Genomic DNA, 17624 nt, shown 5'->3' on the forward strand with positions numbered 1-17624 from the left:
CAATTTACCCAACCAAATCCCTCCCAAATATTAGTTGAAACATGAGTTCGTCCATATTCTAACACACCAAAATCTCACATAGTCATAACAATTTGTAAAAACGAACTCGACTTTTGTAAAAATGAGTCCTTTGTCATGCTCCATCTATCAAATTTTGATACTTTCTAACATTAGATGTTGATTTCACGTCATTTCTGCTCATGAAAAAAGCCATCTCTTATGAGATGACTTTGGCCCGAATACGATTGACGGCATGGAATACCGAGGATTTGATCATGCCTTCACTGCGGTTGACGAGCTGTGCGGTTTCCTTGATGCTGTACCCGTGAATCACGCGTAATTCAAGAATTTTGCGATGTTCAGTATTGTTAATGACCGACACAAGGTCGTTAACACCTTCGGAAATCTCCAACTCGGAGGTATCACAGTGATAGGTCTGCATCTCCAATCTACTGTCCCGCCTTAGTGTGCGGGTTCGCTTGCGGAATGTATCCATGGCGAGGTTACGGGCAATTCTTTTGAGGTAGTAGAGTAGCCGGTCTTCCCTAATGTCTGCCGATACATTCATCATTCGAATGAAGCACTCCTGCGTGAGATCCTCTGCATCCTGTTGATTTTTGACGATCTGAGATAGATACCGTGTCACTTCTGATTTATAGTTTACATAAGCATCATGAATGGTTGTTTTGTTCACGTGATGTTTTCCCCTTTGGATACCGATCTGGCCTTTTCCGGTCTGGTTTGTTCTCTATGTTCCATAGTATATAGGGATGATGTTTCCAAAGACGCCAGACTTGTATCCGAGTTGTAACATTTTCGGTGAACCTCTGTTCAATCATGGAGCAGAGATACAAAATATAAAGCAGATGAAATTCATAGAGCAGGGAGATTAAGATTCATCATGAGAGCGAAACAGATTTTGATTATTGAGGACGAAGAGTCCATTCGCGATATCCTGTCCTATTCTTTGCGCAAGGAAGGATTTGAGATGACCGAAGCAGCAACAGGCAGAGAGGGCCTGGATTTGCTCAGAGAGTCCAGACCAGACTTGATCCTGCTGGACCTGATGCTGCCGGATATGAGCGGATTCGATGTGTGCAGACAACTTTCTGTGAATTCAAAGATTCCCGTGATTATGATAACGGCAAAGTCCGATATGCTGGACAAGGTGCTCGGCATGGAGCTGGGGGCAGACGATTATATTACCAAGCCATTCGACATTCGTGAGGTAGTTGTTCGCATTCGGGCCATTTTCCGTAGGATTGATCTAATCAGCGAGACGCTGGAGAATCAGTCTTATGAAGTGGTGCGGCTTGGCAGACATATTGAGATCCGCAAGGATGAGCGTGAAGTCTGGAAAGATGGGGAACGCGCCGGACTGACCAATAAGGAGTATGATCTGCTCTTATATTTGGTCAACCATCACCGCAAAGTACATACGAGGTCCGAGTTGCTGGATAAAGTATGGGGATTTGATTTTCCCGGAGATACCCGGACGGTAGATATTCATATTCAGCGAATCCGCAAGAAGCTGGATAGTGGGGAGCAGGGGATTTCACTTATCGAGACGGTTTTCGGCGTAGGATACAAACTGAATATTCAGGTGCATACATGAAGTGGACGATCCAGTTCAAAATGGTCGTTCTTTTCTCGGTCATCGTATTTATTGGTTTTTCGGCCTTGCTCATTATTTCGAATAAAGTGGGTGAGGAGAACATGTACAGGGAAGTGCAGGAGGACATGGTGCAATCCAAAAAAAATCTGGATATCGCGCTCAATCAATACTTCCTGATTCATAACAAACGGATTAGTGAGGACTCCCTGGGAACAGGAAATCGGGACCTCGCAGAACAGATCGGCTCCGCAGTAGGCGGCAAGGTCAGGGTCTATCGGTCTGATGGCAATCCCTTTAGCAGCACGGGTGCGGAGGCGAAGCTGGCTGCTGCTCAAACCTCTGATCTACAGGCTGCCATGAAATCAAAGATCGCCTATACAACCGTGGTGGACAAAGGCAGAGTAACAGGGAATCTGTCTTTCCCTGTGCTGTCGGAGGGGAGTATCCTTGGCATTATCCAGCTGGAAAGGGATTATACGGATCTATTCAAACGGCATCTGCGCTTTCAGAACACCATCAAGGGCTTTGCAGCCGTCATTTTTGTGTTTGTTTTCATAGGATCTGTCTTTATTTCACGCCAGATTACGAAGCCGATTCGTGTGCTGACAAAACGTTCAGCAGAAGTTGCACAAGGCAGCCTGAATGCAGACATCCACATCTCCACGAAGGATGAGATTGGAGAGCTGGCTTCTAGCTTTACGGTCATGATTGCTCGGGTAAAGGAGCAGATTGACGTGATTGAGAGAGAACGGGATGAGGTCAAGCATTTGCAGGCACGCAACAAGGTTTTTTTTGACAATGTGACGCATGAATTAAAGACACCGCTGACCACGATACTGGGGTATGCCCAGATTTTGCGGGATAATGGATTTACGGATCAAGCGTTCTTCGATAAAGGGTTGAAATATATTATCAACGAGAGCCAACGCCTCAACGTCATGGTTGCGGATATCCTGGAAGTGACCGTATCGTCCACACCGATTCAGACCTTCCGTTTTGAGCGGGTAAATGTATCGAATATTATTCGGGAAGCCTGCGAAGACATGTCCATCAAGGCGGGCAAGTACAATATTGGCATTCGCTATGAACTGGAAGAATTGCTGTATGTCCAGGGGGACTGGAACAAGCTCAAGGAAGTTTTTTTGAATGTGCTGGATAACTCGGTCAAATACGGGAATGTGAATTCCATCATTCAGGTCCAATCGTTTCGGCTGGGAGATTCGGTAGCCATACTGATTCGTGATGAAGGAGAAGGCATTCCGGAGGAAGCGCTGAAGCATGTATTTGAACCCTTTTATCGGGATAACGGGATGAACAGGACAGAGAAGGGAAGCGCCGGGCTGGGCTTGTCAATTGTGAAAAACACGGTGGAGCAGCATGGGGGAACGGTGGAGATGAAGAGTGTATTAAACAAGGGAACACAGGTGAATATCAGTCTGCCTGGAGAATGGGACGTATGAAGAAACGAGGATTTTGGAGCAGACATCGCGATATGCTTATGTTATCCGGTTTGCTGATTGTATTTGTCGGAGGTATTTTTGGCATTGGTAGTCTGTTCAGCATTGGACATGGGAAGCCCAGAACCGTCATTCTGCCGGATAAACAGTTCAACAGCCGCCTCGCCCCGCCGCCAAGCAGCACCATTCAGATTGAGTCGGCTACCAAGCTGCCCAATGACTTTGCCATCTATGATTTTGAGGTAGCTGATTCCAACACAGTCATATTGAATCGACCGGATCGTTCCTATACCGGGATCAAGCTGTCACAGCTGCATATGGATGATAATCTCTTGAAGGACATCGCCACCAATACAGAGTATGGCATTACCCTGAGTCCGGATAAGAACAAGCTGATTTATTCACAGTACCGATCGACTCAGGCGCAGAAGACAACCTATGAATATGACTTGAAAACAGGAGAACATCGCAAGCTGAAGAATGACAACTCCTATTCACGCGTCTTTGTAGGCAATGAATCCTACATTGGATATGATGATCTGGTGTTCAACATGGTGGAGCTAAAGACAGGAAAGAAACATGAATTGTACAGTTATGATGAGTTAGCTGCCAAGGTTGCACAGACGAGCAACATTTCAAGTACGGATGATACCCTGATTATGCTGGATTTATATGAGATCAGCCGGGATCTATCACGGGTGTATGTGCTGGTCAAACTGAAAGAAAATTACGCCGTCTATAGCTTCTCTCTTAACGATAAAAATGATATCACCGCATACACTCCTGCCCAGGATATCCAGCAATTTAAGGTATTGAAGAATGGGGATATGCTGATTCAGGGCATGATCAATGACGAACAAGGATTGTACAGATATCGAGCGGATACCAAGAAGTTTGAGCTGCTGGTCAAAGGTCCCATCTGGAGCTTCGATCTGGATGAGGAGGAGTCCCGCATTGCCTATTTTTTGACGCTCGAAGGACAGAAGAACGAAGTGCACATTGCCTATCTGAATGACCGCAAGCTGGGGTCGGATACAGTTATCTATCGGAATATCAATTATTTTATCAAGTTGAAATGGAATGACAGCAATCTTTTTGTTGTCGGAAGCTCCATGGAAAAAAGCGAGTTATATCGGTTTAGCTTCCGTGCTTGGTAAAGATGTGAATATGGAATGCTCAGATACTAGGGTCCTATGGAATGAAGTCGCTATGTTAAGGACTGAACCCATAGGGCTCTTTGTTATGCGGGCATTTTCATAAATCCCCAGATCTCCATTTGATTCAATTTGGTTGAAGACTGATTTTACAAATTGGATACAAGTCCAGATTGGACCGATACATCTGATGGCTATAATTACCTCTATTACATCGATGAGAGAGGAAGCCGGATTCATGCTGCGAGTTGAACAGGTATCACACACGTTCCGCAATGCACAAGGGACTGTTCCCGTATTGCAGGACATTAACATATCCGTGGGTAAGGGTAAGATGGTTGCACTGCTGGGAAGCTCCGGTTCAGGAAAGTCGACGTTATTGCATCTGATGGCAGGTCTGATGAAGCCCGACACAGGCCAGATCCTTATTGCAGATCAGGATATTGTACGTATGAGTGAGAACCGACTGGCGGAATTTCGCCGGACACATATTGGCTTTATTTTTCAGGCGTATGAGCTGCTGGCGAACCTGACCATTCGGGAAAATGTGGAGCTGCCGCTCGTATTTCAGGGCATTCGCCCATCACAGCGTAAGCAAAAGGCGATGCACCTGCTGGAACAGGTTGGCCTTGTCGACAAGTCCGAATTATTCCCTTCCCAGCTATCGGGAGGGCAGCAGCAGCGTGTCAGCATTGCGCGTTCACTGATTACGGAGCCGTCCGTCATATTCGCGGACGAGCCTACCGGGAATCTGGATACACGAACGGAGGAAGAGATTATTTCCATTTTGCAACAGCTGAATCGGGAGATGCATACAACATTCGTTATTGTCACGCATGAGGCTGAAGTGGCGGAGCAGATGCAGGTTGTCATTACATTGCAGGACGGATGCTTGGTGGAAAGTGGCCCGTCCAAGGCAATAGAGCAAGGAGAGCGGTTGTGAGAGTTCTGGATGTGTTGCGAATGTCATGGGGACAGATTGTGCGCAGGAAGGTGGTTACTCTACTGTGCATGATTGGTCTGTCCATCGGCTGTGCGGCCATGATTATCGCATTAAGTGTGGGGCAGTCGGTACAAGTCTATGGTGAAAAAACGTTAAACGAGAATTACAAAATGGATGAGATTACGGTGTCTCCCAATGAGGGAATCGGTTCGGGCGGAAACAATGGGCAGACGCCCACCTTCGAACGAGGAGCGCTAACGGCTCGAAAAATCGATATTATTGCCAGCCTTCCGCATGTTGTCGCCGTTGCTCCGATGCTGAAGCTGGATATGCTGGAGATGTCTACATTGGATGGCAAAAGCTCCAATGTGGAAGTCATCGGTACAGAGCTTGGATCATTGAGTCGTTTTGGCTACCGTTTTGACAAAGGCGGGGCATCGGGGATCAGCGGAGCCGCTATTGTGAATTACGGTGCAACCTTCGGGCTTGTAGACGCCGAGGTGATACGCGAACTGAACAACAAGCTCATGGAGGATTCGTTTAATGACGAGTTTCTACAGCAGTATATGACGTTGATGTCTACCCAAACCGAGCTGTTTCAGGCACAGTTTAACCTGAAATATCAGGACATGAATGATTCGTCCAAAGCCAAAACAAGTTCGCCTTTGCGAGTGACGGGTGTGCTGAAAGTGCCTGCCGGCATGAGTGAGAACAATGCCATGTATGACAAAAAGGTCTATGTTTCCCTCGAAACCGCACGGATGCTCGCCGAACAGTTCCAGAGCAGTCAGGCACAGGCCGCCGCAGCAGGACGGTTGAACTCGGCGCTCGTGAAGGTGGAGGACAAAAAGTATGTGGCACAGGTGCAGGCGCAGATTAAGAAGCTGACACTGATGACAGACAGCAATCTGTATCAGGAGCAGGCGATGAAGGAGCAGCTCGGCATGTATCAGAAGGCTGCTATGGGCATTGGCATATTCGTCATGCTGCTGGCTTCGCTGTCCATTATCGTTGCAATGATCATGTCCACGCATCAGCGCCGCAAACAGATTGGCGTCATGAAGGTGCTGGGAGCTAATCTGTGGCAGATCAGACAGATGTTCATTACTGAAGCTGCTGTACTTGGAGTGTTGGGCGGCATTGTGGGTGTCTTCATCGCTTACGGAGCCATCCAGGGGGTCAATGGACTGCTCCAAGGGCAAATTTCGATGGAGGCAAGTACACCTCTTCAAGTAATTATTCAGACGTCGGCCCTGCCTGCTGGTATAGCGTTTGCGGTGTTAACCGGAGTACTCTCGGGAATCTATCCAGCGATTAGCGCCTCACGTACAAATGCGTTGCAGGTGATTAAATCGGCATAAATAAAACAGAGATACAGGGGAAGCAAAGTTTAGGGATTGAACAGACAGAATCAACAGACAGATTCAATGAAGGGACATACGGCAATGAAGAACTCGGCAATAAGCAAATGGATAAAGAGAATCATCATGATCGGACTTCTCGCAGGCGCTGGATACTTTCTGTACCAGCAATATAAACCGGTACCCGAAGCGCCCATCGAGGCCCCGCAGCCTATTACATTTGAAGTCACACAGGAGACGATTACGCAGGAAATTCAGGTCAAAGGCAAGTCGGCCTATGCCAAACAGACGGATGTCTACGCTCCTTTTGCCTCGAAGATAAAGCAGTGGAATGTGGAGAACGGGGAGCCCATTCACAAGGGAGCCGTCATGTTCTCGCTTGATTCGAAAGCATTGCAGACGGAAGTGCAGCAGTTGGAGACCGATATTGAGAAATCGAGACTGGAAGCTCAACTGAATGAGATTGGTCTTACTCAGGGTGAAGGTCCCGAGCAATTGGGGGTTACCGAGGAAGAACGGAAGAAAGCCTTCGCCGAGCGGGAAACCAAACGACTGACCAACGAAATGAACAAGGAATCCATCGCTGTAAAGGAGCAGGAGGTTCAGGCCAAGAAAGCGGTGATTGGTTTATCGACCGTGTACGCCCCGGTATCCGGTGTATTTCTGATGAACGATACGGAGACGAAGACACGGATGGTGGGCGAAGGTCAGTATGTGGGTACCATTGTGGACACGGGCAAACTACAATTTGTGGCGACCATTAGCGAGCAGGAGCTATTCAAAATCCAAACAGGCATGCCTGTAAGCGTACATATGACGGGCAATAAGGAGGTTCCGTTAACCGGAAAGGTCAGCAAAATCGCCAGGTTTGCCAAAAAGGGAACGGAAACAGATCTGAAGCAGCCTTCCCAATTCGATATTGTCATTGATTTGAAGCCAAACGCCAAGCTGATCGGTGGATTAAGTCTGGAAGGCAAGATTGAAACGCTGCGCAAGGAGAAAGCGACGGTCGTTCCCACGCTGGCGGTCATGCGAGATCAGGATACGGCATATGTAATGCTGGATCAGGGCAACGGGCAGTATGCACAGCAGAGTATTCAAACAGGCATCGAGACAGATGACAAGACCGAAGTACTGAACGGTTTGAAACCGGGAGATATTGTGGTGCTTCCATAAAAAGAGAGCATGAGAATATGCCATGTGAAATAGCTCATTACGGGGGATCAGCCCGTGATGGGCCTTTTTTCTGGCTTGGGGAGGGACATATCGGAATTCCTGCATGATTTATGGAATTAAATATAATAAATTTTAATAAATTCAATTTACAGTAATATTTACATGGAGTATAATCGATTCATAAGGAGGTGGACACGCGATGTGAGGTTTGTATCGAGGGTAAGCCTTTTTTTAAAACCTCATAAGTAAGCGCTTACTTTATTAAAGTCTGAGCAATGCCTTGAAAGCCGTTCACCGAAGATCACCCGCACACACCTACAGATGTTACCCCCTTGCTTTGTCACTTAACCTCAGTGTAAGACACCATCATTTCTGTTTCTTGTTTCACACCTTATTGTTGTTGACCTAGCTTGCCCCAATTGAACTACATTCATGGAGGTGAAGTTCCTACAGCTCATCTATACGTTCTCTACCGTGCATAGCATCTTGCCGACACAGAGGATCAGACATGAGTATATACCCAATCCAATTACAGGAAAGGTGGTACCCTAATGACAAGATCGAAAACCTTATCGAAAGGCGGAAAGGTGCTTCGCAGAAGTGTAAAACAAATGCTGGCAGCAACGCTGCTCGCGGCAGGGATTTTCCCGGGCATGGCTCCAGGAGTAACTCAGGCGGCTGAAGCCCATGTGGATAATCCGTTTGTCGGAGCTACATCGTATTTAAACCAGGATTATTCCGCTCTCGTAGATACGTCCATCGCTCTCACCAGTGATGCAGCGCTAAAAGCCAAGATGGAAACGGTCAAATCCTATCCAACAGCAGTCTGGATCGACCGTATTGCCGCCATTAATGGTGGAACAGACAATGCCGGACGCAAAAGTGTGGAGCAGCATCTGGATGCCGCCTTGGCGCAAAAGAAGGCAGGTACTCCCATTACCGCTTCATTCGTTATTTACAACTTGCCTGGGCGGGATTGTCATGCACTGGCCTCCAATGGTGAACTTCCACTAACACAGGCGGCCCTGCAGACGTATAAAACGGATTATATTGATGTGATCGCAGATATCTTCGCAGATCCGAAGTATCAAGATATTCGCATTATTGCAGTCATTGAACCGGACAGTCTGCCTAACCTTGTGACCAACCTGAGTACACCAGCTTGTGGCCAAGCCAGTTCAACAGGTATCTATGAGGCGGGTGTGAAGTATGCACTGGACAAGCTGCACGCCATTCCGAATGTGTACAACTATCTGGATATCGGCCACTCCGGCTGGCTTGGGTGGGATAACAACCGTTCTGCAGCAGTCGCGCTGTATACAAGTGTTGTGCAAGGGACAGCTGCAGGTCTGAACAGTGCGGATGGCTTCATTACGAATACAGCGAACACGACACCGCTGGGAGAGCCGAACCTGTCCAACCCGGATCTCAATATCGGTGGACAACCGATTAAATCCGCCAAGTTCTATGAGTGGAATCCTTATTTTGACGAAACCGATTTCACCGCTGCGCTGTATGCCGATTTCGTACAAGCTGGCTGGCCAAGCAGCACAGGTTTCCTGATTGATACCAGCCGGAATGGTTGGGGCGGGGTTAACCGTCCTGCATCGGCTACGGGCAGCAACATCAACGATTATGTGAATTCCGGACGTGTAGATCGCCGGGAGCATCGGGGGAACTGGTGTAATGCCAGTGGAGCAGGCATAGGTGAAGCACCGAAGGCAGCACCAGGACCAGCTCATCTGGATGCATATGTGTGGGTCAAGCCTCCGGGTGAATCCGACGGTTCCAGTTCGGAAATTCCGAACAATGAAGGCAAGGGCTTTGACCGGATGTGTGATCCTACCTTTACAACTCGTGATGGTGTGTTGACGGGTGCACTGCCTAACGCTCCGGTATCTGGCCACTGGTTCCATGATCAATTCGTCATGCTGGTGCAAAATGCATTCCCTGTTCTTCCGGCCAGCAATAATGGAGGTGGCGAAACGACGGCTCCAGCAGCTCCGGCAGCACTGACTGTGACTGCAGGCAACGCACAGGTTTCCCTGAGCTGGACGGCTTCCGCAGGAGCGACGAGCTATAACGTGAAGCGGGCGCTGAGTGCTTCTGGTCCATTCACAACCGTTGCTGCCAATGTGAGCGGCACATCGTATGCCAATACAGGCTTGACGAACGGGACAACCTACTATTATGTGGTTAGCGCCGTGAATGCCGTGGGTGAAAGTGCAAACTCGACTGTAAAAAGTGCTGTGCCGGTTGCAGGCGCGACTGCTCCTGCCGCACCAACAGCGCTGACAGCTACGGCAGGCAATGCTCAAATCAGCTTGTCCTGGGCGGCTTCGGCAGGAGCGACAGGTTATAACGTGAAACGAGCGTTGAGTGCATCGGGTCCCTTCACTACGGTTGCTGCTGGCGTGAGCGGCACATCCTACACGAATACAGGTCTGACCAATGGAACGACCTATCATTATGTGGTTAGTGCCGTGAACGCTGCCGGGGAAAGTGCCAATTCTGCGGCAGCTTCTGCAACACCGCAAAGTGTAGTTGTTCCGACCAGTGATCTGGTTCTGCAATATCGTGCGGGAGATACCAATGCTCTGGATAGCCAGATCAAACCGTATTTCAACATCAAAAACCTGGGCAGCACCGCTGTGAATCTGAGTGACTTGAAGATCCGGTATTACTTCTCCAAAGAAGGCTCTGCTGCAATGGATTCTGCTATCGATTACGCTCAAGTTGGTGGAGCCAACATCCAGCGCACATTCACCGACTCCTATGTGGAACTGAGTTTCACATCTGGCGCTGGCAGCATTCAGGCTGGTGGACAGACTGGAGACATCCAGCTTCGGATGTACAAAACAGACTGGTCCAACTTTGACGAGAGTAATGATTACTCCTTCGATCCAACCAAAACATCCTATCAGGATTGGAACAAGGTGACCCTTTACAAAGGCGATACTCTGGTCTGGGGCATTGAGCCTTAAAAGGAATGTTATACAGTTGGTTCGGTTGTGAAAAATGAAGTTCGCTGATGGAAGTGTTTAAGAGCCGCTTGAAGATCCGAAATTAGGGATGCGTAAGCGGACGTATGAAGCAGGGCTGTCCTCTGATCATGGAAATGATCTGTGGCGACAGCCCTTTTTCTTTTATAACGAACAGAGCGAAGGCTATATAGGTGATTTGGTTAAGTTGGAAATTCTAACGAATTCTAGACACGCTATTTAGTGAATTTGGGTGGAGTTTGACTCGCATAGCCCCGTTTTGGTCCGAATAAGGTTACTGAGGTTCGTTAGAATTCATCGTTGGAGTTTTACGCCCCAATAGGGTGTGTGAGATTCGTTCCAAAAGAATTGGCGGTGAGCCTGAATCAGCCTTGAGACTGAATTGTTCGTTGGTTTGATTTCCTAAAATGTCTTCTAAAAACACTGAATATTGATCGTTTTGGACGGATATTTGCCTATGTCGCGGCAGGTAGGATGTCTATAATAATACCCGATGGGTAGCATGAAGCTGCTCTGATGGAGATGGAATGGAAGGGGGACGGAGTCAAGAAATTCAGTTGAGGCGGGAGATCTTTCTTTTATATTTTTGTAAGCGCATTCAGTGAAATTTGAAGAATATGAACGTCTGTATAGATTGACGGATGTCGCCACGATCCAAGCACAGCCATAAGCATCACCCATTCTGTCTCAAGGAGAGTGAAGGTCGATGAAATCCAAAACAACAGCGCCGATACATAAAGGATCGGTTTCAGGTATGGACTCCAATCGCAGGAAGGTACGTATGCCGCTTGCAGCCAAAATGCTGTCTTCGGCACTAAGCGTTGCTATGCTCGTTGCGGGAACAGCGGGTGCGAGCGGAGCAGCAGCTTCCAGTGATAACAGCACGGCTGAGGCCAGCGTGCAGTCACATAAGGGAGGGAGTTCTTTGAAAGACATTCAGCTTGAGTATCTTGATCGCGGTCTGGTTGCGGCGTCTACTTCGGAGGGTGTTTTTCTTAGTTGGAGATTGCTTGGTGACGAGGCCACAGGGTATAGCGATAAAGGTCTGACAGGCACGGATTTCAACGTATATCGGGATGGCAAGAAGATTGCGACGGTTACCGACAGCACTAACTATGTTGATTCCGCAGGCAAATCATCGTCCCGTTATGAAGTGGCAGCGGTAAGCAAGAAGGGCAAGGAGAGCAAACGCAGTGCATCCGTCAAACCTTGGGCGAACGGCTACGTCGATATTCCTTTGCAAAAACCGGCCGATGGTGTGACGCCTGTCGGAGAAGCCTACTCGTATTCTGCGAATGACATGAGTGTGGGCGATGTGGACGGGGACGGACAGTATGAGTTTTTTGTAAAATGGGACCCTTCCAACTCCAAGGATGTCTCGCAAAAAGGCTACACCGGTAAAACGTACGTGGATTGTTACACGCTGGATGGACAATTGTTGTACCGGATCGATCTCGGGGTTAATATCCGTTCGGGTGCTCATTATACACAGATGCTCGTTTATGATTTTGACGGGGATGGCAAGGCTGAGCTGATGTTCAAGACCGCACCGGGAACCAAGATAATCAAATATAACAAAAAAGGAAAGGTCACTTCCGAGAAATACATCACCCTTCCGAAGCAGGATCGCAAGGCAGGATACTCCAACGAAGATGATTACCGGTTAAGTGCAGAAGGCTACTATGATCATGTCGTGGATATGTTCAAGAACTGGCATAAACATGAAGAGGTCGTGAAAGGCAACTGGCCTGCTACGTTGGAGGAAGCTTTTGGGATTGCCAAAAAGTATAACTATCCATTGTCTCAGAAGGATGCTGAGAGTTTGGCCGATTACTTCATCGATGTGTATGCACCAAGCCGCAGTGACAAGAATGAGCTGCGCAAGTTCGAAGGTTTTATCGTGGATGGACCTGAGTATGTAACGGTGTTCGAAGGAGAGTCGGGCAAAGAGCTGGAGACCATTCCTTATGAGCCGGGACGGCAGGATGATGGGTTGATGTGGGGCGATTACGCAATGGCGCGTATTGAACCAGGCAACCGGGTAGATCGTTTTCTGGCAGGCGTGGCATATCTGGACGGGAAGAAACCGTCTGCGATCTTTGCACGCGGGTACTACACACGTTCCACCATGGTCACCTATAACTGGGATGGCAAAAAGCTCAAGCGTGAATGGAAAGTGGACAGTGGATGGACACCCATGAAGAACCCGTTCAATGACGGTCCGCATGGGGTGGACGGTACAGACCCGGTGTATGGCTCCATTACAACGCAAGGCGCGCACTATTTCAGTGTCGCTGATGTGGATGGAGACGGTAAACAGGAGATTGTGTACGGCTCGGCCACGATTGATCATGATGGCAGTGTGCTGTACAGCTCCAAGGACCTGATGCCTGCGGAGAGTGCTGCTCCGGGAACGATCGCACGTCTGGGCCACGGGGATGCGCTTCATGTAGCGGATATTGATCCGGATCGTCCGGGGCTGGAGATCTTCATGGTGCATGAGGGTGGTCCTTGGGCGCCATACGGATATTCCCTGCGAGATGCGAAGACTGGGGAAGTGATCTATGGCGGATATACGGGCAAAGACACTGGACGCGGCATGATCGGTGATGTGGACCCGACCCGCCGCGGGTTGGAGACATGGGCGGTAGGATTGTGGACAGCCAGCGGTGAGAAAATAAGCGATAAAGCCCCTGGCACAAATATGAATATACGATGGGCCGCCGATATGACAACTCAGAACGTAGACGGTGCCATCAATGTCACGCCTGCGATTAAAGATTGGAATCGGGGTACGCTGTTGACCGCAACCGGCACGTTGACCAACAATTATACCAAGGGTACGCCATCTCTCGTAGCGGATATCTTCGGGGACTGGCGGGAAGAAATGCTGGTGAGAACCGAGGACAGCTCGGCGATCCGCATCTACCTGAGCACTGAGAAGACCGATCGCAAGCTGTACACGCTGATGCACGATGCGATGTATCGTGTCGGCATTGCCGGGCAGAACAGTGGATACAATCAGCCGTCCTACCCATCCTTCTACATGGCATCGGATATCGATTGGTCGAAGGTTACGCTGCCCAAGTTCCACACGCCCAAGTCGGGTAAGGGTGAAAAGTGAGAAGTAAAAGGCGATAGGTTTTCAAAAGTAATATTCTGTTATAGGAAGTGTTTGCTGTTGTATTAAAGTGAAGCTCTGGAGTAACCTCAGTGCGTTTAACGTACGGGAGGTTACCCGGAGTTTTTTTGGATATGGCTAAACTGAAGCAACAGTCGACATCATCATTTCAAATGAGCTACGGATGCAAAATCTTGAATGGTGTATTTCCCGTTTTCATGAATCAATGTGGTGATGGAGCATTCGGGAATCAGTTGACTTTGCATGGCTATAAAATCAGGATGCCAGACGTTAAGCTCTTGCTCTGAAAATGTGTTTACCAGAAAATCCGTAATTAACCCGCCATGAGTAACGATAACGATATGGCTATCTGGTGGCTCTGAATTCGCCAATTCGGTTAGGAAAGAGGCTAAACGTTCCCCAGCCTGCTTGGCTGAATCACCTACGGGTGGAAGGTAGCCAGGATCAATTGTGGTTCGGTCCCACATGGCAATGAATTCTTCTATTGTTTGTTCAGGCAAGTCACCCCAGTTGGCGCGTTCCCGCAGACGCGGGTCTTCTGTCACTGTAATTTTTGTTCTGAGAGCAATATGCGCCGCAGTATTGATCGCTCTTCGAAGTGGGCTTGCAATGATTTTGGTGACAGGTACATTAGCCAAATGAAGTGCCGTTGACTCAGCTTGTACTACTCCCTCGGATGTGAGGGGAACATCACCGATGCGCTTTTCTTTTAATGCATGCCTCACAAGTAAAAATGTAGTTTTCATGGTCTCCAGACCTCCTACTTATAGATTAGATGAAAATAAATTAGATTTATAACTAATTATACGATTATCTAATTTATGATCGCAATGATTTTTCTTTTGCATAGGTGAAATACATCGCCGAGACTTGCTACAATGGAGAAAAGTGAGGATCGTTGCAGCAACGGAGGTGCAGGCATTGGAAGCAAAACATTCGACAGGCAGTCTGTTTCAGGAGAAACTGCGCTTGGAGGACTATGGACCGCGTTTCTACGCGTATTATTACAAGCAATGGGACAACTACCAGATGTCCTATCACGATCATGATTCCACAGAGATCATGTACATTATTTCGGGAATGTGCAGGGTCGATGTACAGATGCCGGATGGCAGCTCAGAACAGGCAGTATTGAAAAAAGGGCAGTTCATTCTGCTGGACGCGGGGGTTCCGCACCGTCTGCTGGTGAAGGATGGGGTACCGTGCCGCATGCTGAATGTGGAGTTTGGAGTTGCCAGCTCGGAGCCAGGCCAGCCTTCTATTCGCCAGCTCGCGCTGGAAGAGGAGGAAGTCCATGATTTTCTAACACAAGCCTCGCCTTATCTGGTTTTGCCTGATCCCGAAGAGGTGTACCACATTATGAAAAGCCTGGTGCTGGAGCTGGATCAGCGTGGACTGATGGAGCAGGGACGACCATCTGCACCCATGCGAGTTATACCGTCGGAGGAACGCTCGCATCATCGCGAAGCACGTGATTTGAAGTCGCCTGAGCAAGGTACGTTGGTACGCACGCTGTTTATCCAACTGCTGGTTCGGGTTGCACGACTTCGCGGGGAAATCAACCGAAGTGCGCTGGATCAGACGGAGCTGTACGTAAAACGGACGATTGAATTCATGCATCACAATATGGATCGTAATATTCAAATGAAGGATATCGCAGCAGCGGTGAATCTGCATCCAGGCTATTTGCACCGTATTTTTCGCCAGCACATGCAGCGCACGCCTACCGATTATCTCACGATGCTGCGAATGGAAAAGGCGAAGATGCTGCTGCAGCAGACCAATATTCCAATCTCCGAAATTTCCGATTACGTGGGCGTGGGGAGCAGACAATATTTTCATATGTTATTCAAGAAATATACAGGCCGAACTCCGGTTGAATTCCGTTCCGCGATGGAGCGACATGTCAGTCATTATCCACTGGAATAATAGGGGATAGATACTCTGTTTTTATCTGAGCAGGATAGGCTTGATGATCTTAGGACACAAAAGTGAGGATTTTTGACAACCTCGCTGCGAAGAGGTCATGATTTTGATAACGCTTCCTTACAACCCGTTGCTACAATGATTTCATGAAGTGAGAACATTAACCGGGGCGAATATACTCGGATTACGGGAGGAACTGTGCATGTCGTTTAAAGTGGCATTTATCGGGGCGGGCAGTATCGGATTTACACGGGGGTTGTTGCGTGATTTGCTCGCGGTACCTGAATTCAACAATATTGAGATTGCGTTCTGTGATATCAATCAGCACAATCTGGACATGGTTACCGAGCTGTGTCAGCGCGATATTCGCGAGAATGGACTGAATATTCAGATTCAGCCGACAACGGACCGTAGAGAAGCGCTCAAGGACGCGAAGTATGTACTGTGTACAATCCGTGTGGGCGGGTTGGAAGCTTTTGCAACCGATGTGGATATTCCGCTCAAATATGGGGTGGATCAATGTGTCGGCGATACGTTGTGTGCAGGTGGGATTATGTACGGCCAGCGCGGAATTGCTGAGATGCTCGACATCTGTAAGGATATTCGTGAGCAAAGCGCACCGGATGTGCTGCTCCTCAATTATTCCAACCCAATGGCTATGCTGACATGGGCCTGCAACAAGTATGGCGGTGTTCGCACGATTGGACTATGTCACGGGGTACAGCATGGTCATCACCAGATTGCGGAAGCATTTGGACTGAAAATGAATGAAGTGGATATCGTATGTGCAGGAATTAATCATCAGACCTGGTACATCAAGGCATCCCATGAAGGGAAAGACCTTACGGGTGATTTGCTCGAAGCCTTCGAGAAACATCCAGAGTATAGCCGTACCGAGAAAGTGCGGATTGATATGCTGCGCCGATTTGGTTATTACAGTACGGAATCGAATGGTCACCTTAGTGAATATGTACCTTGGTACCGCAAACGTCCGGAAGAGATCAAGGACTGGATTGATCTGGACAGCTGGATTAACGGCGAGACGGGCGGGTATCTGCGTGTGTGTACAGAGGGCAGAAATTGGTTTGAGACTGATTTCCCGAACTGGATGAAGGATGAACCGATGCAATTTGCCCCGGAAAAACGAGGCGGAGAACATGGTTCCTACATTATAGAAGGGTTGGAGACGGGACGCGTATACCGCGGACACTTCAATACCGTCAATAACGGTGTGATCTCCAATCTGCCGGATGATGCGATCATCGAAGCACCGGGATATGTGGATCGCAACGGCATTTCGATGCCACATGTAGGCGACCTGCCACTCGGCCCGGCTGCCGTGTGTAACGTGAGCATTTCCGTACAACGGCTTGCGGTTGAAGCTGCGGTACATGGTGACGACAAACTATTGCGTCAGGCGTTCATGATGGACCCACTCGTGGGTGCGGTATGTAATCCAAAAGAGATCTGGCAAATGGTCGACGAGATGCTGGTCGCTCAAGCCGAATGGTTGCCGCAATATGGTGACGCCATTGCTGCGGCAGAAGCAAGACTGGCTGCAGGCAACCTGATTCCTACGAAGGAATATGAAGGTGCTGCACGTCTCAAAGTGAAAACCGTTGAGGAGATGCAGCAGGATCGCGATGCCGCCAATAAAAATGCGGGTGAATCGGATAAAGGGAAAGATCGCGAGAAAGTTCAGCAATAGATAGAGGCAGGATGTACAAAAATGAAGTCTAAACTGTAATTTAAGATTTAAGATTTGAGAATTAAGATTTAAGAATTTGAGAATTAAGAAATAACGACTAAGAAATAACGACTAAGAAATAAAGAATAAAAAAAGATTAA

At 48.4% G+C, this 17624-nt stretch carries 12 protein-coding genes; 10 read left to right on the plus strand and 2 right to left on the minus strand.

The window, feature by feature from the left end:
• Positions 1-217: 217 nt before the first annotated feature.
• The gene (locus MKY42_RS05490) at positions 218-694 is read right to left on the minus strand and encodes an RNA polymerase sigma factor (RefSeq protein WP_339849390.1); all 477 of its coding nucleotides are present in this window, start codon (positions 692-694) and stop codon (positions 218-220) included.
• Positions 695-901: 207 nt separating this feature from the next.
• Between MKY42_RS05490 and MKY42_RS05495 the strand changes: the two genes are divergently transcribed.
• The 8 genes from MKY42_RS05495 (at position 902) to MKY42_RS05530 (ending at position 13832) form a co-directional block, all read left to right on the plus strand.
• Entirely contained in the window at positions 902-1615 is a 714-nt protein-coding gene (locus MKY42_RS05495) for a response regulator transcription factor (protein WP_090893749.1), read from the plus strand.
• The gene (locus MKY42_RS05500; RefSeq protein WP_090893751.1) at positions 1612-3075 is read left to right on the plus strand and encodes a HAMP domain-containing sensor histidine kinase; all 1464 of its coding nucleotides are present in this window, start codon (positions 1612-1614) and stop codon (positions 3073-3075) included. The genes MKY42_RS05495 and MKY42_RS05500 overlap by 4 nt, the downstream gene beginning before the upstream one ends.
• A complete protein-coding gene (locus MKY42_RS05505) occupies positions 3072-4229 on the plus strand; it encodes a hypothetical protein (protein WP_090893753.1) in 1158 nt (385 codons plus the stop codon). Before MKY42_RS05500 ends, MKY42_RS05505 begins: the two co-directional genes overlap by 4 nt.
• Before the next feature lie 235 nt (positions 4230-4464).
• On the plus strand, positions 4465-5169 hold the full coding sequence (locus tag MKY42_RS05510) for an ABC transporter ATP-binding protein (protein ID WP_339852734.1): 705 nt from the start codon (positions 4465-4467) through the stop codon (positions 5167-5169).
• On the plus strand, positions 5166-6530 hold the full coding sequence (locus MKY42_RS05515) for an ABC transporter permease (protein WP_339849398.1): 1365 nt from the start codon (positions 5166-5168) through the stop codon (positions 6528-6530). The genes MKY42_RS05510 and MKY42_RS05515 overlap by 4 nt, the downstream gene beginning before the upstream one ends.
• A 66-nt stretch (positions 6531-6596) precedes the next feature.
• Entirely contained in the window at positions 6597-7706 is a 1110-nt protein-coding gene (locus MKY42_RS05520) for an efflux RND transporter periplasmic adaptor subunit (RefSeq protein ID WP_339849401.1), read from the plus strand.
• Between the two features lie 551 nt (positions 7707-8257).
• On the plus strand, positions 8258-10690 hold the full coding sequence (locus tag MKY42_RS05525; protein WP_179265688.1) for a glycoside hydrolase family 6 protein: 2433 nt from the start codon (positions 8258-8260) through the stop codon (positions 10688-10690).
• 799 nt (positions 10691-11489) lie between these two features.
• A complete protein-coding gene (locus MKY42_RS05530; RefSeq protein ID WP_339852736.1) occupies positions 11490-13832 on the plus strand; it encodes a rhamnogalacturonan lyase in 2343 nt (780 codons plus the stop codon).
• A 161-nt stretch (positions 13833-13993) separates the two neighbouring features.
• Here MKY42_RS05530 and MKY42_RS05535 read toward each other — a convergent pair whose 3' ends face one another.
• Positions 13994-14596: a histidine phosphatase family protein gene (locus MKY42_RS05535; RefSeq protein ID WP_339849407.1), complete on the minus strand. Its 603-nt coding sequence runs from the start codon at positions 14594-14596 to the stop codon at positions 13994-13996.
• 175 nt (positions 14597-14771) lie between these two features.
• On the opposite strand from MKY42_RS05535, the gene MKY42_RS05540 reads away from it, so the two are divergent.
• A complete protein-coding gene (locus MKY42_RS05540; RefSeq protein ID WP_339849409.1) occupies positions 14772-15779 on the plus strand; it encodes an AraC family transcriptional regulator in 1008 nt (335 codons plus the stop codon).
• Positions 15780-15978: 199 nt separating this feature from the next.
• Positions 15979-17484 carry an alpha-glucosidase/alpha-galactosidase gene (locus tag MKY42_RS05545; protein WP_113054582.1) on the plus strand — a complete coding sequence of 502 codons (1506 nt, stop codon included), beginning with the start codon at positions 15979-15981 and terminating at the stop codon, positions 17482-17484.
• Positions 17485-17624: the final 140 nt, after the last annotated feature.

It is taken from the genome of Paenibacillus sp. FSL W7-1088, from assembly GCF_037969855.1.
Lineage (GTDB): Bacteria > Bacillota > Bacilli > Paenibacillales > Paenibacillaceae > Paenibacillus.

Bases quoted from the DNA above. Each gene is read 5' to 3' on its own strand.
- MKY42_RS05530 (WP_339852736.1), top strand. From the start codon at position 11,490: ATGCCGCTTGCAGCCAAAATGCTGTCTTCGGCACTAAGCGTTGCTATG.
- MKY42_RS05525 (WP_179265688.1), top strand. From the start codon at position 8,258: ATGACAAGATCGAAAACCTTATCGAAAGGCGGAAAGGTGCTTCGCAGA.
- MKY42_RS05510 (WP_339852734.1), top strand. From the start codon at position 4,465: ATGCTGCGAGTTGAACAGGTATCACACACGTTCCGCAATGCACAAGGG.
- MKY42_RS05535 (WP_339849407.1), bottom strand. From the start codon at position 14,596: ATGAAAACTACATTTTTACTTGTGAGGCATGCATTAAAAGAAAAGCGC.
- MKY42_RS05495 (WP_090893749.1), top strand. From the start codon at position 902: ATGAGAGCGAAACAGATTTTGATTATTGAGGACGAAGAGTCCATTCGC.
- MKY42_RS05505 (WP_090893753.1), top strand. From the start codon at position 3,072: ATGAAGAAACGAGGATTTTGGAGCAGACATCGCGATATGCTTATGTTA.
- MKY42_RS05500 (WP_090893751.1), top strand. From the start codon at position 1,612: ATGAAGTGGACGATCCAGTTCAAAATGGTCGTTCTTTTCTCGGTCATC.
- MKY42_RS05520 (WP_339849401.1), top strand. From the start codon at position 6,597: ATGAAGGGACATACGGCAATGAAGAACTCGGCAATAAGCAAATGGATA.
- MKY42_RS05545 (WP_113054582.1), top strand. From the start codon at position 15,979: ATGTCGTTTAAAGTGGCATTTATCGGGGCGGGCAGTATCGGATTTACA.